General features: G+C 57.4%; 22 protein-coding genes and 1 tRNA gene. 8 read left to right on the top strand and 15 right to left on the bottom strand.

The genetic code is table 11. The features are described 5' to 3' along the window. Together dnaK and QMC91_RS00590 are read right to left on the bottom strand one after the other, a co-directional pair. A complete protein-coding gene (gene dnaK, locus QMC91_RS00595; RefSeq protein ID WP_300233858.1) occupies positions 1-1,824 on the bottom strand; it encodes a molecular chaperone DnaK in 1,824 nt (607 codons plus the stop codon). A 4-nt stretch (positions 1,825-1,828) separates the two neighbouring features. Continuing rightward, a complete protein-coding gene (locus QMC91_RS00590) occupies positions 1,829-2,359 on the bottom strand; it encodes a nucleotide exchange factor GrpE (protein ID WP_300233855.1) in 531 nt (176 codons plus the stop codon). A gap of 242 nt (positions 2,360-2,601) precedes the next feature. On the opposite strand from QMC91_RS00590, the gene purH reads away from it, so the two are divergent. Then, positions 2,602-4,086 carry a bifunctional phosphoribosylaminoimidazolecarboxamide formyltransferase/IMP cyclohydrolase gene (gene purH / locus QMC91_RS00585; protein ID WP_300233853.1) on the top strand — a complete coding sequence of 495 codons (1,485 nt, stop codon included), beginning with the start codon at positions 2,602-2,604 and terminating at the stop codon, positions 4,084-4,086. A 151-nt stretch (positions 4,087-4,237) separates the two neighbouring features. Here the strand turns inward: purH and QMC91_RS00580 are convergent, their stop codons facing one another. The 8 genes from QMC91_RS00580 to QMC91_RS00545 all read right to left on the bottom strand — a co-directional run bounded on the left by QMC91_RS00580 (position 4,238) and on the right by QMC91_RS00545 (position 12,867). Continuing rightward, positions 4,238-4,375 (bottom strand): TOBE domain-containing protein, encoded by a 138-nt coding sequence (locus QMC91_RS00580; RefSeq protein ID WP_300233851.1) that lies wholly within the window; start codon positions 4,373-4,375, stop codon positions 4,238-4,240. A gap of 160 nt (positions 4,376-4,535) precedes the next feature. Further along, positions 4,536-4,609, bottom strand: a tRNA-Val gene (locus QMC91_RS00575). Positions 4,610-5,161: 552 nt separating this feature from the next. After that, positions 5,162-6,109, bottom strand: a complete 948-nt coding sequence (gene mch / locus QMC91_RS00570; RefSeq protein ID WP_300233848.1) for a methenyltetrahydromethanopterin cyclohydrolase — start codon at positions 6,107-6,109, stop codon at positions 5,162-5,164. Positions 6,110-6,158: 49 nt separating this feature from the next. Continuing rightward, positions 6,159-7,304 (bottom strand): ORC1-type DNA replication protein, encoded by a 1,146-nt coding sequence (locus QMC91_RS00565; RefSeq protein WP_300233846.1) that lies wholly within the window; start codon positions 7,302-7,304, stop codon positions 6,159-6,161. Positions 7,305-7,377: 73 nt separating this feature from the next. Next, positions 7,378-8,004 carry a hypothetical protein gene (locus QMC91_RS00560; protein WP_300233844.1) on the bottom strand — a complete coding sequence of 209 codons (627 nt, stop codon included), beginning with the start codon at positions 8,002-8,004 and terminating at the stop codon, positions 7,378-7,380. 411 nt (positions 8,005-8,415) lie between these two features. After that, on the bottom strand, positions 8,416-9,963 hold the full coding sequence (locus tag QMC91_RS00555) for a beta-ribofuranosylaminobenzene 5'-phosphate synthase (RefSeq protein WP_300233842.1): 1,548 nt from the start codon (positions 9,961-9,963) through the stop codon (positions 8,416-8,418). A gap of 795 nt (positions 9,964-10,758) precedes the next feature. After that, positions 10,759-11,913: a cofactor-independent phosphoglycerate mutase gene (locus tag QMC91_RS00550; RefSeq protein WP_300233840.1), complete on the bottom strand. Its 1,155-nt coding sequence runs from the start codon at positions 11,911-11,913 to the stop codon at positions 10,759-10,761. 24 nt (positions 11,914-11,937) lie between these two features. Continuing rightward, positions 11,938-12,867 (bottom strand): NAD-dependent epimerase/dehydratase family protein, encoded by a 930-nt coding sequence (locus QMC91_RS00545; protein ID WP_300233838.1) that lies wholly within the window; start codon positions 12,865-12,867, stop codon positions 11,938-11,940. A 305-nt stretch (positions 12,868-13,172) separates the two neighbouring features. Here QMC91_RS00545 and QMC91_RS00540 point away from each other — a divergent pair, with 305 nt between their 5' ends. The 3 genes from QMC91_RS00540 to hxlB all read left to right on the top strand — a co-directional run bounded on the left by QMC91_RS00540 (position 13,173) and on the right by hxlB (position 15,758). Beyond that, the gene (locus QMC91_RS00540; protein ID WP_300233836.1) at positions 13,173-14,045 is read left to right on the top strand and encodes a DUF368 domain-containing protein; all 873 of its coding nucleotides are present in this window, start codon (positions 13,173-13,175) and stop codon (positions 14,043-14,045) included. 68 nt (positions 14,046-14,113) lie between these two features. Beyond that, the gene (locus tag QMC91_RS00535) at positions 14,114-14,986 is read left to right on the top strand and encodes a methanogenesis marker 12 protein (RefSeq protein WP_300233834.1); all 873 of its coding nucleotides are present in this window, start codon (positions 14,114-14,116) and stop codon (positions 14,984-14,986) included. Positions 14,987-15,140: 154 nt separating this feature from the next. Continuing rightward, a complete protein-coding gene (gene hxlB, locus QMC91_RS00530) occupies positions 15,141-15,758 on the top strand; it encodes a 6-phospho-3-hexuloisomerase (RefSeq protein ID WP_300233832.1) in 618 nt (205 codons plus the stop codon). Positions 15,759-16,163: 405 nt separating this feature from the next. Here hxlB and QMC91_RS00525 read toward each other — a convergent pair whose 3' ends face one another. Then, a complete protein-coding gene (locus QMC91_RS00525; protein WP_300233830.1) occupies positions 16,164-16,709 on the bottom strand; it encodes a transposase in 546 nt (181 codons plus the stop codon). Positions 16,710-16,980: 271 nt separating this feature from the next. Between QMC91_RS00525 and QMC91_RS00520 the strand changes: the two genes are divergently transcribed. The 4 genes from QMC91_RS00520 to QMC91_RS00505 are packed head-to-tail and all read left to right on the top strand — an operon-like array spanning position 16,981 to position 19,849. Then, positions 16,981-17,526 carry a pyruvate ferredoxin oxidoreductase subunit gamma gene (locus tag QMC91_RS00520; protein WP_300233827.1) on the top strand — a complete coding sequence of 182 codons (546 nt, stop codon included), beginning with the start codon at positions 16,981-16,983 and terminating at the stop codon, positions 17,524-17,526. After that, positions 17,526-17,786 (top strand): 4Fe-4S binding protein, encoded by a 261-nt coding sequence (locus tag QMC91_RS00515; protein ID WP_300233824.1) that lies wholly within the window; start codon positions 17,526-17,528, stop codon positions 17,784-17,786. Before QMC91_RS00520 ends, QMC91_RS00515 begins: the two co-directional genes overlap by 1 nt. Beyond that, complete coding sequence (gene porA / locus QMC91_RS00510) at positions 17,786-18,940, top strand: pyruvate ferredoxin oxidoreductase (protein WP_300233822.1); 1,155 nt, start codon at positions 17,786-17,788, stop codon at positions 18,938-18,940. Before QMC91_RS00515 ends, porA begins: the two co-directional genes overlap by 1 nt. Further along, positions 18,941-19,849 carry a thiamine pyrophosphate-dependent enzyme gene (locus tag QMC91_RS00505; protein WP_300233818.1) on the top strand — a complete coding sequence of 303 codons (909 nt, stop codon included), beginning with the start codon at positions 18,941-18,943 and terminating at the stop codon, positions 19,847-19,849. It begins immediately after the preceding gene. On the opposite strand, the gene QMC91_RS00500 is transcribed toward QMC91_RS00505, so the two are convergent. From QMC91_RS00500 to QMC91_RS00485, 4 genes are read right to left on the bottom strand one after another with little or no spacing between them, the layout of a single operon-like run. Beyond that, on the bottom strand, positions 19,824-20,399 hold the full coding sequence (locus QMC91_RS00500; RefSeq protein WP_300233814.1) for a LysE family transporter: 576 nt from the start codon (positions 20,397-20,399) through the stop codon (positions 19,824-19,826). The two genes, QMC91_RS00505 and QMC91_RS00500, sit on opposite strands and share 26 nt — an antisense overlap. Continuing rightward, positions 20,396-21,010 carry a DUF5803 family protein gene (locus QMC91_RS00495; protein ID WP_300233811.1) on the bottom strand — a complete coding sequence of 205 codons (615 nt, stop codon included), beginning with the start codon at positions 21,008-21,010 and terminating at the stop codon, positions 20,396-20,398. The genes QMC91_RS00500 and QMC91_RS00495 overlap by 4 nt, the downstream gene beginning before the upstream one ends. Then, on the bottom strand, positions 20,950-22,155 hold the full coding sequence (gene thrC, locus QMC91_RS00490) for a threonine synthase (RefSeq protein WP_300233807.1): 1,206 nt from the start codon (positions 22,153-22,155) through the stop codon (positions 20,950-20,952). The genes QMC91_RS00495 and thrC overlap by 61 nt, the downstream gene beginning before the upstream one ends. A gap of 44 nt (positions 22,156-22,199) precedes the next feature. Then, positions 22,200-22,946 carry a metal-dependent hydrolase gene (locus QMC91_RS00485; RefSeq protein WP_300233804.1) on the bottom strand — a complete coding sequence of 249 codons (747 nt, stop codon included), beginning with the start codon at positions 22,944-22,946 and terminating at the stop codon, positions 22,200-22,202. Between the last annotated feature and the right edge of the window lie 7 nt (positions 22,947-22,953).

Genomic DNA, 22,953 nt, shown 5'->3' with positions numbered 1-22,953 from the left:
TCACTCTTTGACTTCGTAATCGGCATCGACGACGTCGTCATCCTTCCCTGCGGCGGTCTTCCCATGCTGCTGAGCAGCCGCCTGCGCATGCTGGTACACTTTTGTCGTGACCGCATATACCGCTTCGGTCAGGGCATCCATCTTCTGCCGGATCACATCGGTGTCTTCACCCTCGAGCGCCTTCTTGAGATCGGCGATCGCACTCTCTATCTTCTCTCTGTCTGAGGCCTCGATATTATCCTTTGCATCCTTTATCGCCCGTTCCGCAGTGAAGATCGCGGTATCGGCGGCATTACGTAGCTCAATCTCCTCACGCTTCTTCCGGTCTTCCTCCTCGAACTTCCTGGCCTCATCCATCATCCGCCGGATCTCCGCTTCGGATGGACGGGAGTCCTGCGGCTTGATGGTGATAGACTGCTCGTTCCCGGTACCGAGATCCTTTGCCGACACATGGACAATACCATTTGCATCGATATCGAAGGTCACCTCGATCTGCGGGATGCCACGAGGGGCAGGTGGAATCCCTGTCAACTGGAACCGACCGAGGGTGAAGTTATCCTTCGCGAGCGCCCGCTCACCCTGCACCACGTGAATCTCAACCGATGTCTGCCCATCGGCGGCGGTCGAGAAGATCTGGCTCTTCCGCGTCGGGATGGTGGTGTTGCGCTCGATCAGTTTCGTCGCGATACCGCCAAGCGTCTCGATACCGAGCGAGAGCGGGGTCACATCCAGAAGCAAGACATCCTTCGTCTCACCGGTGAGCACGCCTGCCTGGATAGCAGCACCAAGGGCGACACACTCGTCAGGATTGATACCTTTGTCGGGCTCCTTCTTGAGTATCTTTTTCACAGTCTCCTGAACAAGTGGAACCCTGGTCGACCCCCCTACAAGGAGGACATGATCGATATCTTCTGGACTCAGTTTGGCATCGGCCAGCGCCTGTTTCACAGGTCCAATTGTAGATTCCACCAGGTCAGCGATGAGGCTTTCAAACTTCGCGCGGGTTAGATCAATATCCAGGAACTTGGGCCCGCTCTCCGTGGTGGTGATATATGGGAGATTGATGTTGGTCTTCTGGACTGTTGAGAGCTCGATCTTTGCGTTCTCGGCCGCATCACGCAGACGCTGCATGGCAACCCGGTCTTTGCGGAGATCGACACCCTCCTTCTTCAGGAACTCCTCGACAAGGTAGTCTACGATCCTTTTGTCAAAATCATCGCCGCCGAGATGGTTTATACCGGCGGTCGCCTTGACTTCGAAGACGCCATCCCCGAGCTGCAGGATAGATACATCAAAAGTGCCGCCACCCAGGTCGTAGACGAGCACCGTGGCCTCGTCTTCTTTATCGATGCCGTACGCGAGCGCACTTGCGGTTGGTTCGTTGATGATCCGGAGCACCTCAAGGCCTGCGATCGTCCCTGCGTCCTTGGTCGCCTGCCGCTGGGCATCGTTGAAGTAGGCGGGCACCGTAATGACCGCTTTTGTGATCTTCTCCCCCAGATACTGTTCCGCATCCATCTTCAACTTCTGGAGGATCATCGCGGAGATCTCCTGAGGGGTATAGGTTTTGTCCCCGACGGTGACCTTCTCATTTGTGCCCATCTTGCGCTTGATCGACTGGATGGTGCGTTCCGGGTTCGTGATCGCCTGCCGTTTTGCTGCGCTGCCGACCAACCTCTCACCGTCTTTTGTGAACGCCACAACTGAGGGGGTGGTCCTGCCACCCTCGGCGTTGGGAATGACCGTCGGCCGCCCACCCTCCATGATCGCCATGCATGAGTTGGTTGTTCCAAGATCGATACCAATGACCTTCTCTGAAACCATGTGGTTATTCCTCCTTTCCTTTAGAGACTACAACTTTTGCGCATCTGATGACCTTATCCTGCATGCAGTAACCACGAACGGCCTCCTCGATCACGGTACCCTCCTTTGCCTCCGACGGGACGTAGGCGATAGCATCCTGGCATTCAGGGTCGAAAGGTCTGTTAAGGCACTCGATGGGCCTGATACCGTGCCGCTCCAGGATGCCCATAAGGAGTTTTTGTATCTGCTGCATACCCTCTCCGAGACCGCCAGACTCGGCCCTATCCGCCCGCTCGAAGTTGTCCACAACTTCGAGCAACTCGACAGCAAGATCCTCGATGGCAAGCCTCGTCAGGTTCTCAAGTTCTCGGGCCATCCTTTTACGGTAGTTCTCGAAATCTGCTGCAAGCCGGAGATACCGGTCGTTAAGGTCATCGTATGCCAATTTCAGTTCATCGTATGACTTTTGCAACTCTTCTAGCGCTGGAGATGCCGCATCCGCCTCTTCTGCAAGAGTCTGTTGCTCCCCGCTTGGTTCGGATGTATTCTCCTTCATACGCCTAACCTGCTCTTAAAAGGTTTCATGCCTCTTTTACTATTTATTGTAATGGGGTTCTATATATTACTAACTGTCGCTGCAGACATTTACCCATCGTCCTCTGTCAGATTTACGATCAGACGTAATTCCACTAATATCCATTTATTGAGATAAAACCTATCGGGGCTGGATCCCCTTCTCCGCCAACCGGTTTTGCGGCGAGCGCCAGATATATCTCTCTAACTCACTTACGTGTAACCATGAAGTGGGCACTGCTGTCTGTCTGGGACAAGACGGGCCTCGTCGATCTCGCAAAGGTGCTCATTGAGCACGATTACCGTATCCTGAGTTCCGGGGGCACCGGGGCAGCGCTGTATAAGGCGGGTGTCCCATTCACAGATGTATCCACCTATACCGGTTCTCCCGAGATGATGGACGGCAGGGTCAAGACCCTCCATCCAAAGATTCACGGAGGGATCCTGGGCCGCAGGGGTATTGACGAAGGTGTGATGCAAGAACACGGCATCGAGCCTATCGACCTCGTCGTGGTGAACCTCTACCCCTTCGAGGCTATGAGCGGGAAGGGTCTCTCGATCGATGAGGTGATCGAGTACATCGATATCGGCGGCCCGGCGATGGTGCGGGCGGCGGCAAAAAACCATAGACACGTTGCCGTGGTGGTGGATCCCGCAGATTACGACAAAGTTGTAGAGGCCATCCAGAGAGGCGGGTTCACAGCCGAAGAGCGCCTGAACCTCGCTGCAAAGGCGTTCGCCCGAACTGCAGCCTATGATGGCGCGATCGCAAACTACTTCAACGGCATAGGCCGGCCGTTCCCGACGATCCTCACCGTCCAGTACAGGGGAGGAAGAACGCTACGTTACGGCGAGAACCCCCATCAGGCAGCAGCGGTCTACGGGGAGGCGGGCATTGCCGGCGAAGAACCGCTCCAGGGGAGGCAGATGTCCTACAACAACTACCTGGACGTCCATGCAGCGGTCGGGTTGCTCCGGGAGTTTGAGGAGTGTGCTGCCGTCATAGTCAAGCATAACAACCCCTGCGGTGTGGCCACCGGCGACAAACTCCTGGAGACGTATATTGCCGCGCGGGAAGTTGATCCGGTCTCAGCCTACGGTTCGATCGTCGCAATGAACCGTGAGGTGACGGAGGACGTTGCCCGCGAGATCACAAAGACGTTCGTTGAAGTGGTGATCGCTCCCTCATACAGCACGAGTGCGCTGGAGATCGTGAAGGCCAAGGAGAACATGCGGGTGCTCCGGCTTCCCGCACCGGTTGTCCAGGACGAGATCCGGAGCATCGATGGCGGTGTCCTGGTCCAGCGCACAGAACCTTACCGGGAAAACTGGCGCGTCGTGACGGAGCGGGAACCCGATGCCCACGAGATGAGGGCACTGGAGTTAGCCTGGAAGGTTTGCAAACACACAAAGAGCAATGCTATCATATTTGCCGACGAAAAAGCGGTAATCGGAATCGGGGCCGGGCAGATGAACCGGGTAGAGTCGGCAGAGATCGCGGTCAGGAAGGCCCGAAAACCTCTTGCAGGCTCGGCAGTGGCATCAGATGCTTTCCTTCCCTTCCCGGATACGCTGGAGGTCGCGGCTGCGGCGGGAGCGACCGCGCTCGTCCAGCCCGGAGGGTCCATCCGCGACCAGGAGGTTATAGATGCCGCAAACCTACTCAACGTCGCGATGGTCTTCACCGGGGTGCGCCACTTCCGGCACTAAAAACCTCTTTTTTGTTTTCAGCAGGTCATTTACATCCATTTACCGCGTCTGGGGCTGAAGAACTGCCATATGCCTGACACAATGGGAGGATTTGTCAGGACTCTCACCGGATCTGTCCGGGGTCTCCACCAACCGTATTAAAGGCCAGTTATCAGTCTATGGCGACCATGACCTCGGTTGACTTTACCACCGCATATACTCTCTTGCCGACAGCAAGCCCAAGGCTTTCAACGGACTTTCTGGTGATGACAGAGACCAGCTCGCCGACACCGTCCAGCTCGATGACCACCTCTGCGGTGACAAACCCCTAGGTGATGGACTTCACCGTTCCTGGAATCTGGTTTCGCGCACTCAACTTCATGGTTCTCACAGCACAGGATGTGCTAATTCTCCCGTATATAGGTATCGATAGCGCTGATACGCCCAAAAAGAACCTGAAAAAAGAATCATGGGCCTGTCCGGATTCGAACCGGAGATCTTCGCCGTGTAAGGGCGACGTCATGACCAGCTAGACCACAGGCCCAATTAATGCCTTAGAGTATTTTGCACCGCGACGGATAAACGTGTTGCCCGCCGTGATTTCCGTGGTGCAGGCATGGTTTTGTAATAACCCGGGCGTGAGCGACCAGAAAACCGCATAGGAGAGACCGTCATCAACAATGCGAGAGAGAACTTCGTGGCGACCCACGCTGATAGCCATGCCAGGGACGCTGGTTAGATCTCATGGAAGTTTCAGCGAAAAACCACGGAAGACCTCCTGCCGGGCACCGTATCCCGGGCCAATCATCAATGGGGGAGTGGCAAGGAGCGTCCGCCTCCATCTCACTCATTAATAGTTTCTCTCGCAAAACCCCGGGCTACGCGGAGTTAAAGATGAGGGGCAGCCTGCGGCGATGTACACCCCGATGCTGGGGGGGGCGCATCGCCCATCAAAAGGTTCATCCAAACCCGGCACAGCCGGGAGGTCTCGGTTTGACAGCCTCAAGAGAGGGCCCTGTAGAAAAACCACATAATGCCCGTCAGGGCTACAGGCATACCGGATGAAAATCGTGGGTCATTTTCATACGAAAAGTGTTTAAAGGAAGCCAAAAGACTTCAGGGTAACCTCGGGATTGACAGCCCCAACATGGTAGACAGCACCCTCGGAGAGTTCATTGATTACCACCTCTGCCGGCGAGAAGAGCGAGGTATCGATCTGGTAGAAATCGAAGTTAGCCTCTTTGAAGATGTCGTAGAACGGTTTTCCGTAACCCTTCGATCTGTTGCTCGGGATCTTCTCGAGGTAATCCTTGATCTCCGGTGCCTTCATCGTCAGCATGATGCTGCCATGGTAGATCGTTGCGTCGTTGGTGCTGCCCATCGCCTTTGTGCCATCCTTCTTTATGGGCGCGATGGGTGCATGCCCGATAGCCGCCGAGATCTTCTTTGTATCGAACCCGAGTTCGTTCAACTTGTAGACCGCCGTCTCGACGCACCGGCCCGCAACCTGGATCGAACCGACGAGCGATGCTGTTGGAGCAACAACCGCACAGGTGTTTGCCACATCCACATTGCAGGCATCGGCGATATGCTCCATAACGCCGCCGTTCGGAAGATGGTCGCTCTCAAGGCAGATGACCGCGTAGTCGAACTCATCCTCGTAGTTTATGACCTCATAGGTGTGGCGTGGCTTGAGAGAGAGAGCCCGTGCAGGACCGCTACCCATGGCGAAGTACTTATTGACATTGATCGTCCAGCCAGCCTTCTGTGCCCCAAGGCACGCAATCGCCGGGAAATCGGTGCTGACTTCTATGAAGGGGATGGGAACATCCCTGATCCGGCCCATCGTAATGTCGACCTCACCGAGCCCGCCCATACAGATCTCGGTAAAACTTCGCCCTGCCCGGTAGCCGCCGGAAGTGCTTACCCCGCAGTCGACGATGCGTGCGCCGTTATCGAGTTCGTGCGGGACAGCACAGAACTCCTCCGCATATTCGAAAAGTTCCTCAAAAATATCCAGTGCAAGTTCGTTCACGCTAAGCATGTGGAAAACCTCATCAGAGTACAAACGGTGGTGAAACAGATAAGAGTTATTAAATCGACTGCACCCGTCCCAGGTGTTCAAGCACGCGATCAGGGTCGTATCTCAGGCTGATCAGCCGTGTCTGCCCCCGCCCATGACGATAATAGTGAAGGTTCAGGAGCCGCATGGTATCGAACTTCTGAATAATCCCGTAGAACCTGGTGTAACTGACGCCAGCCCTCTCCTTTACGAAGCTGTAGACGTCTCCGGTTCTTATCTCCGTATCCACAAGGGCCGACATCTCCGCGATACCGGCAAGGACCTCACGCTCCTCGGAATTGAGCGCCCGAAGCGAGAATGCAAGGTGGAGATACCTCGAAACCTCGTATGCCTTGCAGATATCTTCCTCCTCGATCGACCTGCGCGCATCCCGCTCGGCGTTCAGTGCAGCACGCTTGAGTAGATCGATCCCGACACGGAGGTCACCACTCTTCAGCGTCTGCTCGACAACGAGATCCAGCATCTCCTGACTGAGGACGTTCGGATAAAATCCCTGAATAACCCGTTCCTTGAGGATATCATGGACCTCCGCCGCCGAGTAAGGGGGAAAGTATATCTCAGTAGGCCGGAATACTGACGCAACCCTGACGTCGACCTCATTCTGCAGCGTGACCGACATATCGCTGACTATAGCAATAACACCTGTCCGAACATGGGGGTATGCCTCGTACGAGCGCAGGAGGGTGTAGAGGACCTGGTTGATCTCGTTCTCTGCGATAAGGTAGTTCGCGTCATCGAGCGCCACAAGCAGTACAAGGTCTTTTTCCTGCAGGAAACGGGCCAGGGTTTCAAAGACCCGCTTGAAGGAGGTGCCAGAGGGTGGTGGCGACCTGCCGGTGACGCGCTGGTAGATCTGCGAGAAGATGGCGAACCTTGTGTTGTCGATCTGGCAATTTATGTATACGGGGACTATTTTCCGGGTTGCCTCCTCAATCTCTGAAAACACCTTCTTGACACTGGTAGTCTTCCCGGTTCCCGGAATACCCCGACAGATGGTGTTCAACGGTCGGCCACCGCGCAGCCCCGGCCTGACCTGGAAGGCCAGTTCCTGTATCTGGGCTTCACGATGGTTGAACTGCTCGGGGACGTAATCGATCTCGAATACCTCAGGATCGCGAAATAGCGTCTCGTCCCACATGAGCAGGTTCTTCTTCATTATACACTCCTCATCCACCGTAGTATTTATATTCTCCAGGTCGACGTGTCTGCGCAGGACACCCCGATTGGGTTCAGGGCTGTTCCATGCATCTCTTGCAGAGCGTCCGGTTCATGAAGAGCTGCGAGAGTTTCGCCTGCGACTTTTGGACCGGTGCTCCACAGACCTCACAGACATCTTCTCCCTGCACCTGGGAGGGCTTTGCCGGCACCGTCTTCTGCGCCGGGGACTCTGCTCCCAGCGGGACAGATGCAGACGGAACCAGTGGGTTTTCTTCCGGTTTTTCTGGAGTCTTTCTAAGGGTCAGGAACGGGTCCTGGCGTTCCGGTTGGGGGCGGGGAGAGGGTTCTGCCCGGTCGGGGATCGACCCCTTCCTGGCCAGCGACTTCGCCGGAGTCTCTGCAATCGGGATCGGTTCACGGTCTTCGGGTTCTGGAGGTGTGATGGAACCTTCCTCCTTCCGGACTGTCTCTTCTGGTACCGCCGGCCCTGTCGAGAGAACCCGCCGCCGATACGCATCCACACGCTCTGCGGTCGCGGGATCTCCTCGCCCGAGTCTGGCAAGGATCCCGTCCAGAAAGAGGATGAGGCTCTCCACATCCTCCCGCTTCTCTGCATCACCCTCCACCTCGATCCGTAGGTTCTCATAGTTGTCGAGGTTGATGGTGACCCCGATGGTGACTTCCTTCTTGCTGGACATATCTAAATAAATATTGGACTCCAATATATACAGTTCCACCGGTGAGCCTCATGTAGCAGCGGAACAGGATGAAATACTTACAAAATGGCCATCGCGGCCCTGCAAAACCGGTGTGAGCAGGCTGCGGCCATGCATTAATCGATCCCCCACCGGTCGATCAGCAAGCACGCCCTGGAGGTCGCAGAGAGAGAGGCATGGGGGTTCGCCATAAGATCGGGAGTTGAACTAGCCGGGGAGCTTTAATATCCCGGCCCTGTAATCCGTACCTGGACAGGAGGAGGTGCAGATGATGAGAGTTACCCCCACTGAGCGATGATGATGCACGGGGCTGATGCACCACCCCGGTCCTTTGGAAGCGATCCTGCCACTCCCCTCCGGGTATCACGACCACTGAGGTTATAGGAAGGGGCCTTACCCCGCACGCAGGTTTGCACCACAGTTCCTCGCCTTTGTCAGGGTCACCGACCCGCCCATCTCGCCGAGCACCTCTTCTGCCGCCCGGGCAACCTCCCCCATACCGGAATCACCTATGGCATAGACCGTCGGCCCGAACGAACTCAGTCCTGCCCCGGCAGCACCGGCCTGAACCAGACCCTCCAGGAGTGCCGGGACAACGGGGTGCTGCAGGCCGACCTCAACCTTCTTGAACCCGAGGTGCTGCGTTCGGTTTATCGCCGAACCGAAGAGGTCGAGATCGTGCTCGACGACCCCCGGGATCATCCGCATGAGCACCTCGTGGCAGACTTCTCGAACCTCCTCTATCGGCACAGGGCAGTGGGTGCGGAAGATATCGACCTCCGCTGTCCCGTGCGCCCCAGTACTGACTTCTGGCGTAACCAGCAGGATCTCCCAATCCTCAGGAAAACGGTGGCGTGCGAGAACAGGCGGCGGTGCAATCCCTTTTGATGCAGACGACGGGCGGAAATCCTGTTTCCCGCCCGGGGACCCGAACCGGTGTCCCCCATCCAGTATGAAACCGCCCTGCTCGAACGCCGCCGTGCCGATCCCTGACGTGCCGCCGCGACCAACAACCCTTGCGATGTCAGCGACTGAAACATCCCGCTCGTATAGGCGGCAGATGGCTGCGGCCGTGGCAAGTGCGATCTGAGTCCCGCTCCCGAGTCCGGCATGTTGCCTTGCGGTGGAGTGGAGGACAATCTCCGCACCCCCGGGAAGACCAAATGCCTCCCTCGTTGCCCGGGCCGCATCGGCAACCCTGCGTCGCGCCTCATCGTTGCCACCACGAACATCTATTCCGGTGGCTTTGCGCGCGTCCAGAACGCAGCCCGGTTCATCGAGCGTGACCCCCACACTGCCATCCACCCGGCCGGAGGCACCGTTCATCTCGATCAGGGTAATATGGATGCGGGACGGTGCGTCGACCACCACCCGGATCTCGTCCGTAAAAGCGGTGCAGGGGAAGATCTCCTCGATTACTATCAGCGGCTCCTCCTGATGGATGATCCGGTATCTCCGCGAGACCATCGGCTCGCAGCGGTTGACTTTGAACGACCTCGCAAGATCTGTGCCGGCCCGGATGATCTTTGCATCGGTGATCTCCCGACGTGACTCAATCCTGTGACGCCTGAGTATCCTGCCTATGGGGATATCCGCCCGCATCAGGTCATGCCGGAACTCCGGGGCGAGACGCCGAAGCGGGGTGATGGAGACCGCGTAGATGAGCACATCGCCGGTTACGCTGTCCCTCAACTCCACAATGCGGTAGTTGATCTCTTCTCCGGGCTCTATACCAAGTTCATCCGCTGCCCCTACATCAGCACTGATAACGTCCTGGACAAGGGTGGTTATGCTGACCGGGTGGCCTGTCGCCATCTCGAGCAGCCCGGTCACCGAACCGTCGGTCCCGATGAGGACTTTCTGCATCGGAGAGAGCCTGCCCACGCCCTCCTCGATCTTGCGGATCTTCTCGACGATCTCTTCTGTCGTGAGGGGTTCCATATCGATGTAGGCATTTTAGATGTAGAGCACAAAAAGGTTGGTGGCCCATCATCAACACCTGACCCTGCGAGGCCATCAAACCAGGTCTCATCAGGCTGCGCCCTTGCTCTAATGAACCTCGCCGGGGACGAATTCCAGGTACATCCACAGCGCCACAGACCACCCCTTTATCCGTACCCCGGGGTAGCCGGGGTTTTTGTGAGATAATATTCCAGTAGCCCACACCCCAAAACTACCTGGATCTTCAGGCCTTATTTTGCCGTTAGATCCGCACACCAAGGCTTAAAGATCGCTTCCCTTGCAAAACTACACTCGCTCTAAGGCCTGATATTAGATCCAGGTAGTTTAAAACCGGAAACACGGGAGAGACTCTGGAGAAGACCCATGCACGGCCATCCCACCTATCGCGGCCGGGTGGTGGGGGGATGGTCAGCGAATACCGTTCGACCTGAGATGCAGGAGACAGGGGCGATTATCCATGGGTGCCGTGTTCTGGAGGGTATCTATCCGGATCGTCTCGTTCACTCCCCTGACACGGCCATCCGGGTCTAGCGACGATCACTGCCAGCCCCCTCTAGGAGGGCGGGAGGAGGCGCTGAAAGCGCCGGAAGGTGGGGGTGATCTGAATCCCGGAAAAGAGTGCCCGGTAACACGTCAAGACAGGGGAAGGGGACGTCCCCCCCTCTCTGTAAGCCCCCCCAGAGGGGGATTCTCCATCGATACAGTGCCACGGGGGCGCATCTCCAGTTACGGTGAGACCCTCCTGAAAAATCAGGTTTCCGCTCTCTGGCGCGGTTACGGTGAGAAGAGCATCGAAAGAAACCCGTTCGCCTCCATGAGCCCAAACGAGCCTTTCCTCGCCTCCCGTTCAGAGAACGCCCTGACTTCGTCCTTCCCCTTCCCGAGCACCGCAAAAGGTACCGGCTCACCGGTATGGGTTCTGCAGCGTATCGGGGTGGGGTGGTCAGGGAGAACAGCGACGATCGTCCCCGGGCGCTCGAGAATTATCCCGATCGCTTCATCCAGTCGCTCGATCGCCCGCACCTTCTCCTCGACGCTACCCATATGCCCGGCCTCATCAGGGGCCTCGACGTGCATGTAGACGAAGTCCAGACGGTCGAGGGCGTCGAGCGCATATCGGGCCTTCGCCTGATAGTCAGTATCGATGAATCCTGTGGCGCCCGGAACACGGATCACCTCCATCCCGGCAAGGCGGGCGATGCCGCGCAGGAGATCGACCCCCGAGATCACGCCGCCGGCAAGGCCGTACTTCGCGCTGAAAGGCTCAAGCGATGGTCTCTTCCCAGCGCTCCAGGGCCAGATCCCGGTCGCCGGGATCTTCCCCTCCTGGACGCGGCGACGGTTGACCGGGTGATCGGAAAAGACCTCACACGACCGCTCCATGCACTCAATGAGTAGAGCGGCATCCTCCCCACGCGGGAGATACTCCTGGATCTGGCGGCCGACAATGTCGTGTGGAGGGGTGGTAAGAGATCCGCGTCCATCCGGGAGTACGAGGAGGTTGCGGTAACTGATACCAGGATATACCCTGACATCCCCGAGCACAGCATCCAAATCTCGCAGGAGGGCTGCCCCCTCGGGGCTCGAGATGTGCCCGGCGTTGAAATCTTCCATCAACCCGTCCCTGATCGTGACCAGGTTGCAGCGGTATGCCATCTCCCCCTCCCCGAGGTCTATGCCCATGCTGGCCGCTTCGAGCGGTCCTCTCCCGGTATAGGAGAGACGCGGGTCGTAGCCCAGGACGGAGAGGTTTGCGATATCGCTCCCTGGCTCGAATCCTTCAGGCACCGTCCGGAGCATCCCACAACGGCCTTCGCACGCGATCCTGTCCATGTTCGGCGTCTCTGCGTACTCAAGGGGTGTCCTGCCCCCAAGTTCGGCAAGCGGCTCATCGGCCATGCCGTCTCCAAGAATGACGATGTACTTCATGGAAAATCCCTGCACCGTGCCACTTCATCCCAGCATGGCGCGGACGGCGCTACGCACGCTCTCTTCCGAGGTCATCCGACACTGCCAGCCGAGGTTCTTAAGTTTTTCAACCGAGAGTTGCATCCTTGGCACATCACCGATCCAGCCGCGCTCACCGCCGGTAAACCTGTAACGGACACCGGAGAGACCCATCTCTCCCGCGACTATATCAGCGATCTTTACGACGTCGATCCAGTCCTCGGAACCTATGTTGAAGATGTTCACAGGGTCGTGGGAATGCTCGATCCCGAACTGCACCGCCCGGACACACTCCCTGACCTCAAGGTAGGACTTTGTCTGCCGGCCGTCGCCAAGGATCTCGAGCTCGCCCGGGTTCTCGCGAAGTTTCCTGATGAAGTCAGATATGACACCATGACCACTCCGTTCGCCGATGATGTTTGCAAACCGGTAGATCCAGGACGTCATACCAAACGAGTGGCAGTAGGACGATATGATCGCCTCGCAGGCAAGTTTCGTCGCGCCGTATACGGATATCGGTTCAAGCGGGGAGTATGTCTCGGGCGTGGGTATGACGGTGGCATCGCCGTAGACTGTTGAGGTTGAGGTAAAGACCAGTTCAGACACGCCATTGGCCCGCATCGCCTCGAGAACCCGATGGGTGGCTATGATATTGTTCCTGATCTGCGAATCCGGGTTTAAGGCACTCTGCCGGACATCGGGGTCAGCCGCGATGTGATAGACCCGGTCTGCACCTGAAACCCGCTCCTGCCACCCGTTGTCGAGCAGGTTCTGCCGGAGGAGACTTACCCTGCCGCCAGCCTTGTGGTGCGCCAGGTTCTTCTCGCTACCAGCACTGAAATCATCGATGACCAGCACCTCATCCCCTGCCGCAACCAGGGCGTCGACTATATGCGAACCTATGAAACCGGCACCGCCCGTTACGATACAGAACATTGTACAGTAATGTCCCTCCGATGCTATAGGATTACTGGATGGGCTTGCGGGCACGAGAAATTCGAAAGGATCGCTGTGGTCACGCGATGAGGTCATAACCACCGCCCACCCCTGCGTTAGAAGAACGGCACATCTTTTTCGTAAGAGGCTCCATCCAGTATAGGATACAGGAGTTGTCCGATTGAGACTGTCATTTTACCCACCTGGAAGAGAGCGCGTCCCGCACGCCCATATCCCGCCCTGCAGGTCTGCAACCTGCCTGCGGCTGGAAACTATCGGGTCGAGATCTGTCGTGGAGTTAGGCCATGAATCTGCGTAGGGACCTCCAGGGGTACGCCGGGATCTACCTGCGCGGTCTTATGATGGGGGCCTGTGATATAATCCCGGGAGTCTCAGGAGGGACGATCGCCCTGATCACCGGGATCTACGAGCGACTGGTCGGGGCGATCGGGAGCATCGACCTGAACCTTGTAAAAGACCTGTTTCGTGCCGACACTGTAGCGTTGCGGGCGGATCTCAAGAGGATAGATATACCGTTCCTTATCGCCCTCCTCGCCGGGATAGGCACCTCATTCCTCCTGATGTCAGGGGTGATCCTTACACTCCTGACCGACTACGCAGTCGAGACATACTCCTTCTTCCTCGGGCTAATCGTTGCCTCCGCGGTCGCCATATTCGTCGATATCCGCTCCCATAGCCATGCAACCGCTGTCTTCCTCGTCATAGGGGCGGTTGCCGGCTACATCATAGGGGGTCTTTGCTACCTGGATATTGGGCACTCACTGCCGGTTCTCTTCCTCACAGGGATGGTAGCACTATGCGCGATGATCCTGCCCGGGATATCTGGAGCATACATCACCCTGGTCCTGAACCAGTACGAGTTCATGCTTGCGGCGCTCCAGGCGCTATCGATACCAGAACTCCTTGCATACATAACCGGCGGTATTGCAGGACTCCTCCTCTTTGCAAAAGCCCTCAAGTATCTCCTTTCGACCTACCACGGTCTGATGCTCGCCCTGCTCACCGGTCTGATGCTCGGTTCGGCCCGGATGCTCTGGGAGAGAGGAACAGCAGCCGGTGACATGGTATCTGGAGGCTGGATCTTCTTGATTGCAGGTATCGTCGTTGTCAGCGCGGTGGAGTACACAAAGAGGCGCTATCAGGCAAACATGGCCTGAGTTTATCGCCTTTCGCACGGTGCGATCCAGAAACTTACTATCACATTGAGATACAAAGGTGATCCTTAATGTTCATCGGTATCGACCACGGCACCACAGCGATGCGCTTCTCATGCGGCGAGGCGGAGTTCAAGATCTCTCGCGAAGAGGCCCGGTATTTCTCGGCGGACGACCTTGCCCGCCTCTGCCCACTCAACGAGATCGAGGGCATCGCCGTCTGCTACTCGATGGGCGACGGTATAATCGCCATCACCGATATAAGGAGGGTCGAGAACCGGGGTGTAGTCTCACAGGAGGGTGCCGGCAAACACATCGGCGGCGGGACCAGAGTCTACGATGCGATCAGGGAGAGCGGTCTTCCCGCCATAGTCATCCCGGGGCTGCACCGCAGATCACCGACCGACCCGCGGTTCAAGGCTTACTCCCACCAGACAAGCCCGGAGAAGATCGGGATCGCCTACCAGGCCGTGCACGACCTGGGAGATGACGTCGTGGTCTGCGACGCCAGTTCAAACACCGTCACCCTCCTGGTAACAGGCGGCAGGATCACCGGGGCGTTTGACGCCTGCATCTTCGCACCCGGGACACAGCAAGGGGCTCTTGATGTGAACGCCATCCGAAGGATCGACCGCAGGGAGACAACAGCAAACGACGCTTTCCTCCACGCCGGTGTGGACTACACGATGGACGCCGACCTCCGGATGGGGACGATGGCAATGTTTGCGGCGATGGAATCTGCTGCAATGCTCCTCCTCAACCCAGGTGCGAAGGTCGCCCTCGCCGGGAGCATGGCCCCTATCATCGCCCCTGAAGTGGAGGCGCTCCTCTCCCGAAAAGTCGCTGTCTACGACGAGTGGTGCGCGGCGCGAGGCCTCGTCCGGATCGCTCGCGATGTCTTCTCCGGAGCGAGCGAGATCCTCGGACTTGCGGTGGAACGCTGATGGGGGCGATCCAGTTCTTTCCGGTCGGTAGCCTCTGGCTTGAGAGGTCTACACCGATTTCCCTGCATATGGGATCTGAAACAACTTTTTCCAGGCAGGAATATCTATTAACTGTGTCATGTTGTATAGAGACTAAAAGTTGGAGATACCAACCATGCCACAGGAATTTCCCAGTATCACCGATCTCATGCTCCAGATGACATCTAGCCTCGAAAAAGTGGCGCGCAGCATCGACAAGGAGAGCGCAAACCGATTTCTCGAGGAGATCCTCAACGCAAAACGGATCTATCTCGCCGGAGCCGGGCGTTCCGGGCTTGTCGCACGAGCATTCGCCCAGCGGCTGATGCATCTGGGGTTTGAGAGTTATGTCATTGGTGAGACAATTACGCCGGGATTCAGGCCGGGCGACGTGCTTGTCGCGTTCTCGGGTTCAGGCGAGACACGTTCGGTCGTGGACGCCTGCGAGACCGCCAGGGAACTCGGGGGGATCGTCTGTCTTATCACCTCAACGCCCAACTCGAGCATAGGCCGTATCGCTGACTGCATTGTAGAGATCGGGAACAACCCGCTCAAAGACCAGGGGCTTCCAAGCGACTTTGAGATCCGTCAGCTCACCGGCCAGTACCGATCGATCTCCGCGTCTTTTGCCCCTCTCGGGACACTCTTTGAGACCGCAGCGCTGGTCTTCTCCGACGCCGTTGTCTCAGCCCTGATGGAGATACGTCAGTGCACGCCCGAAGACCTCAAAAGTCGGCTTGCAAACGTCCAATGACGAAACACACCTCCCGGAGTGTGGGGATGGGATTCTCATCACCACTGCTGAGTGTCACAAACGCCGAGCAGCCCCTACAAGAGAGCCTCCCTGAGATTGCTCAATACTGTTACTGACTGGCAATCCACAGTCACTTCTTCTGTAATCTCGTACCACATTTGATTGGGATCGCCATCCGGGCGATCGCCTGGCACTGCTCCACAAATTTATGCAGTTAAGTAAACTTAATTGAAAAGTAAATGACAAGATATTTCTCAGGGATGAAGTAAAGTAGATCGTAACAGGTCAGGTATACCTGTAAGCCGCAGTTGGTATGAAGGGTTCTCTCTCGAATGCTCTCCGGATGGCCGTGATGACCGACTCCCCATTCTTCCTCACCAGATATACCCCCGAACCCTGCAGAAGTTAGATGCCCCCTCCACACAACTGAGACGTCCCTGAGATCTTCTGCTGAACCTTCACCATCCTGATATCGCGCTCAGCAAGGTTGTTCGTAAACGGCACCCTGAAATCGGTCATGAACCGGAGGATCTCTACACGATATTTCTGACACCGGTCAATGAGGTTTTCAGCAGGAGTTCGTCTCTTCCGACCGCGTCTCCCTTCTTGAACCGGCAGGGGAGATGGCGGGTTCTCTGCCTTCCCGTTATCGAGGATCAGATCAAATCGTCTTTGAAACTCCTCGATCTCAACCGGTGTGAGAGAAACCGCTGATTCCGGGGCTCCATCAACAGCGGCGTAGATCTCAAGGAGGAGATCATGCACCTCATCAGACCAATGCTGGTCGGTATTCTCCGATATCCCTTTGAGATCGCGGAGGATATGGGCATTACAGACCGCATGCTCGCATGCATACCCGAAGTACGGCGACCAGCAGTCATGGACGATGATCCCTTTGAACGCGGGAAGTACACCGATCGCATCCATCGAGACTGTCAAGATACCCTTCATAATCAGCTAAACCTCACGCTTACATCTCACTTAAGTCAAGTATACATCATTTACAAAATGTGATCTGCGTCTGCTCCATTAAGAGGTTATTGTTTTGACCTGTTGGGGGCGCTGAGAGCAGATTTGGCGATCTGCTACATCCGATGCGCTGGACCCCACATGAGTGACAGACACAAAGAGCGCGCTTCCACAGAGAGAAGCTCACCCTGGGCACAGCCGAAGTGCCAGATTTTTATATTATTGATCATTAAGATTTATTGGGGGTTATTGATTGAGAGAGTTACGCATTCACGGCAGGGGCGGCCAGGGTTCTGTGACCGCCGCCGAACTCATCGCCTGTGCTGCATTCGAGGGCGGTGTTTTTTCCCAGGCGTTCCCTGCTTTTGGCGTGGAACGCCGGGGCGCCCCGGTGCAGGCGTTCGTCAGGTTCAGTGATAGAAAGATCCGGCTGCGCAGCCAGATCTACGACCCCGATTACATCATTGTCCAGGACCCGACACTGATCCGGGATGTTGACGTATTCAAGGGCATAAAACAGGGTGGAATTGCTATCATCAACACCGAGAAGACAGCCAGTGATTTCCGCGTTCCGGAAGGTGTAACCGTCTACACCATAGACGCAACCACCATCGCGCTGGAAGAACTTGGCGTGCCCATCACCAACACAACGCTGATGGGAGCTTTCGCGGCAGCCACCGGTGAGATCGGGCTTGAACCGCTCAAGGGCGCGTTGCGGAACCGCTTCAGCGGGAGCATGGCCGAGAAGAACGCCCGTGCAGCAGAGCGTGCCTACAAACAGGTCGGGGGTGCTGCGTAATGGCACTCCGGGTTGGCTGTGCCGCGCCTCCGGGCAAAGCACTTGAGAACAAGACCGGCACCTGGCGGGTCTTCAAACCGGTCTTTGACCCAGAGACCTGCAACAGGTGTGGTATATGTGCCCAGTTCTGCCCCGAGGGTTGCATCCGCGAGACCGATGAGGGGATCTTCGAGCCAGATCTCGACTACTGTAAGGGTTGTGGGATCTGCGAAGAGGTCTGCCCTAAAGAATCCATAAGGATGGAGAAGGAGGAGAAATAATGCTGGAGATTATGGAAGGATCACACGCGGTGGCCGAGATTGTGAAACGCTGTCGCCCGCAGGTGATCGCGGCCTATCCCATCACACCGCAGACGCACATCGTCGAGGCCCTTGCCCAGATGGTGGCGGACTGCGAACTCGATGCAGACTACATCACCGTCGAAAGTGAGTTCTCAGCCCTCTCAGCCTGTCTCGGTGCAAGTGCAGCGGGTTCCAGAGTATACTCGGCAACGACATCACAGGGGCTTGCCCTGATGTTTGAGGTCTGCTTCAACGTTGCAGGTCTGCGCCAGCCAGTGGTGATGACTATCGCAAACAGGTCTCTGGGCGCGCCGCTCTCGATCTGGAACGACCAGCAGGACTCGATATCGCTGCGCGACTCCGGATGGCTCCAGTTATACGCAGAGGACAACCAGGAAGCCGTCGATCTCCACATGATCGCCTACAGGGTCTGTGAAGACCACGATGTCCTCCTGCCAGCGTTTGTATGTTTCGACGGATACGTCCTTACTCACACCTACGAACCGGTCTCCATCCCGACGCAGGAGGAGGTGGACGCCTACCTGCCCGCGTTTAACCCATACCAGCGGCTTGATGCCAATAACCCGCTGAGTTTCGGGATGTACGCAACCCCCGACTATTACATGGAGTTCCGCTATGAGATCGATCAGGCACAGCATCGTGCAAAGGAGGTCTTCGCGAAAGCCGGACGTGAGTTTGCCGAGCAGTTTGAGAGAGACTACTCCGCTCCTGTCGAGGGCTACCGGTTGGAGGATGCCGATACCGCGATTCTTGCAATGGGTTCCATCTGCGGCACCGTAAAGGACGCCATCGACGAGATGCGCGATGCCGGAAAGAAAGTAGGGCTCCTGAAGATCCGGATGTTCCGGCCGTTCCCGGCAGATGAGATCGCAGATGCACTCAAAGGTGTCTCGACCGTGGCAGTGCTTGACAGGAACATCTCACTAGGGAGCGGCGGAGCGGTCGGGACCGAGGTGAAAGCGGCGCTCTCTGGTTCCGGCACGGCCGTATACGACTACATCGTCGCTCTCGGCGGGCGTGATATACGCAAGAAGGATATCGCAGGGATCGTCGATCTCGCAGAGGAAGGGAGAGGAGATATGTTTTATGGACTGCGGACGGAGGTGCTCTGAATGACCGGGTTACCGGAAGGGTGCGACCTCTTTACCCCAGGACACCGGGCGTGCGGCGGGTGCGGCCCGGCACTTGCGGCCAGACTGCTCCTGAAAGCAACCGGAGAGAATGTGATAGTTGTCAACTCGACCGGGTGCATGGAGGTCTTCTCAACACCCTACCCCGAGACCGCGTGGGGGGTTCCCTGGATACACTCACTCTTCGAGAACGCCGCGGCGGTTGCATCCGGGATTGAGGCGGCGCTGAAGAAGCAGGGGCGGAGCGAGAAGGTTGTCTGTATCTGCGGTGACGGCGCCACGTTCGATATCGGTATGCTCTGCATCAGCGGCGCTTTCGAGCGGGGCCACGATATCACCTACATCTGTTACGACAACGAGGCCTACATGAACACAGGCATCCAGCGCTCAGGCGCAACGCCGTATGCCGCAAGCACCACAACAAGTCCAGCAGGGGCATGCTCCCCGGGGAACGTCCGCCAAAAGAAGGATATGCCCGGGATCCTGGCAGCCCACGGGGCACCATACGTAGCAACCGCCTCGATCGCATATCCCGCCGACTTCGAAAAGAAGGTCCGGCGTGCGATCAATACACCCGGCCCCTGCTACATTCAGGTTCACACCCCCTGCTGCACCGGGTGGGGCTTTGAGTCAGGCGAGACGATCAACATGGCCAAACTCGCCATCGAGACCGGTCTATGGGTGAACTACGAGATGGTCAACGGTGTGGTGGAGAAGGCGAAGAAGGTGAAGCGCAAGCCGGTTGAGGAATATCTCTCCAGGCAGAAACGGTTCCAGCACCTCTTCAAACCCAGCCATAGGGATGACCTGATCGCGGAGATTCAGAAGATCGCAGATGCAAACGCTGAGCGGTTCGGGATAGATATCAGGTCGAAAGAACCAATAGAATAAAGTAGAGCCCAAAGAGCATCATGGCGAGTCCACTCGCCTGCACCACTTTTTTGTAATGAGGGCCAAGGAAGTTTGCCCCCCGTGAGACCGCAACGGCAAGCAGTCCGAGCCAGACGATATCCGCGCCTATGTGCCCGATATAGAACGCGGTAAATGATGGATGGAGCGCAAGAAACCCGACGCCAAAGGTGAGCCACCAGACCCACCAGTAGGGGTTACCCAGGGTGCAGGCCAGTCCAAAGGCAACCGGCATCCGGGTCTCCTCGCTCACGACAACGGCCTCTCCAGCACGGAGAAACTGAGTGACGCCCAGTGCGATAAGAACACATGAACCAAGGAGGGCGACGAGATCTATGTGCGGGACGTCACGCACACCGTAAGCTATGGCAGCGACCATGGCCGCTTCAGGAACACCGTGACCCAGCACAAGCCCAGTGACGAAACGCGCTGGCCGTCGCGAGCCGATGCCAAGAACCGATGCGGTAAGCGGGCCGGGGGATGCGGCCCCCGAGAACCCGATCAGGAAGGATGCGGCGAGAACCTCGATCATCTGCCACCCCTCCTGCGCGAGAAGAAGAAGGGGAAGATCAGGATAAACGCGACCACAAGCCACATGGTGCCGAAGGTGGTAAGCAAAATCTCGCGTTCGAGTGTGTAAAACCTGACCTCCACGACCATTGCCCCCTCCCAGGTAATTTCAGTGGTCCCGTTCGGGCGCTGAGAGACTACCCCGCCAGTACTGACCATACCAATTAGCGGGTTATCGACCTCAAAACCCGATGGCAGGAGAACGGTCACGTTATACGGCTCGTCAAAGGCGGCGACGAACTGATTGTTCTTTACCGGAACCCTGTAGGAGATGGTGTAGTTCCCCTCCGGGAAGGTGATGACACCCCTTCTTTCCTCACGGTATTCGACCGCGCCATTCTGGCCGAACACCTCAAGGTCCTCAACCTGGAGCGGGACGCGCTCACCCAGCAGCCCCGGTGTCCAGAGGGCGTATGTATCTCCCGAAACCTCTATCATGGCTTCGTAAGCGGTGCCATCCGGCAGAACCCGAAATACGGCCTCCTCTGCCGCCGCCGGTGCGCTGACCAGGATCAGCGCAAGACAGAGAGCAGTGAGGATAGCTCCGCGTCGATCTCGATTGGAGGTTCGCATTGACGTACCACAGTTTCTGGATCTTTCAATAGATGACCGGTCACAACGCATACGATCCGTTCATCCCTGTCGATCAGACCCTCCTCAGCAAGTCTCCGGACACCCGCGACCGAGGCTGCCGAGGCGGGTTCAACCCCAATCCCTTCTTTCCGCGCCAGATCCCTCTGCATCGCAAGGATCTCGTCATCGGTAACGGCCGCCGCCGTCCCACCGGTGGCGCGGATGGCAACAAGCGCCTTCTCCGCGTTCACGGGGGCGCCTATCCTGATCGCGGTGGCTACAGTCTCAGGGTTGGGTTCAGAGACCAGAACATCGAGGTTCTGCTCGATTGCCCTCACAACCGGTTGTGAACCGGCCGCCTGGATACCGGTCATCATGGGTAACCGGTCTATGAACCCGAGAGCCTCGAGCTCTCTGAGCCCCTTGTAGACCGCGGATATGTTCCCGGCGTTCCCTACCGGGAGAACCAACCTGTCCGGAACCTCGCCATCGAGCTGGTCGATCGACTCAAACCCGATCGTCTTCTGCCCCTCGAGACGATAGGGGTTGACCGAGTTTAAGAGGTAGAGGCCGTGGCTGACGCAGAGTTCATGTACCATCTCGAGCGCGCGATCGAAGTTGCCGCGTATGGAGATGACCCGGGCGCCGTGCATCAGCGCCTGGGCAACCTTGCCCAGGGCAACCTTCCCGGCAGGGAGGAGGACTACACAGGGGACCCCGGCCTTTGCAGCATAGGCGGCAAGGCTTGCAGAGGTGTTCCCGGTGCTTGCACAGGCAACGCTCTTCATACCGAGTTCAAGCGCCATGCTGACACCCACGGTCATGCCGCGGTCCTTGAACGAACCGGTCGGGTTCATCCCCTCATGTTTGGCATAGAGTTCAGGAAGACCCAGCTCCTTTCCGATTTTCTCCAGGTGGTAGAGGGGGGTGCCACCTTCCTGTAGGGTGACCGGGTCCCCGCGGACGGGAAGGATCTCGCGGTAGCGCCAGACCGAGAGGGGGCGACGGTTCCACTCTTCCCGCGAGACTTCGATCTCATCAAGGTCATACTCGACGCTCAGCAGGTGTCCACAGCGACTGCACGTGTATATGATCTGGTCATGGGAATAGGCTGCGCCGCAATGAACGCAGACGAGACGGTACATGCAAGACTGTTGTCCGCATAGATACGTATAGATATGGTTTCACCTCACCTCCAGCGTCGTTCGCGCCTTACACCAGAGGCGAGCAGGAAGAGCAGCCAGAGGATGAGGACCGCAGCAAGCGCGATAAACCGGAGTTCATCCGAAGTCAAACCGGTCACGAACGGCGCGATTAGCACCCCTGTCGCCGCTATCACAAGAACAGCGGCAAAGATTGCCGGGCGCACCTCAAAGAACCTCTCCGCCCTGACCCGTCCGGAGACCCGTCGGCGGGAGAGGGGGTAGAGCCAGGCGACGCCTGAGGGGGTACAGGCATCTTCAAGCAGGTGGAGGACACACCCACCGAAGAACCCACAGCCGAATGCTGGAAGGAGTGCGAGGGATACTCCGAGCCAGGCCATAAGTATGGCCAGGTACGCAGAGAGAATGAGCGCGGTCAGACCGACACCCGGGAGCGAGTGGAGCAGCCCACGGTGGCGGTGGCGGTAGTTCTTCCGGAGGAGGAGCATGAACACCAGCGAGATCGGGTAGTAGATGAGGTACCTGATGGTATAGCCAAAGATCGGAAGCACCACTGCAAGGCCGTTTAGGATCTGGCCTCGTTTTCCTTTCGCCCCGCTGACACGGCCGTTGAATATCGCTGCATCGGCGGCATCAGCGTCCGGAGCAACCGATCCGACAAATGTGCCAAACAGGAGGACAACGGCTGTAAAGGGGTCGATGATGCTGAGATAGGGAGCGATAAAGAGCGCTGTTGTGGCAAGACTGAGCGATACGTGCTGGTCACCCCTCATGAGATAT

The sequence above is a fragment of the Methanoculleus sp. genome (assembly GCF_030019085.1).
Classification (GTDB): domain Archaea; phylum Halobacteriota; class Methanomicrobia; order Methanomicrobiales; family Methanoculleaceae; genus Methanoculleus.
This window is presented reverse-complemented; position numbering and strand designations above follow the sequence as displayed.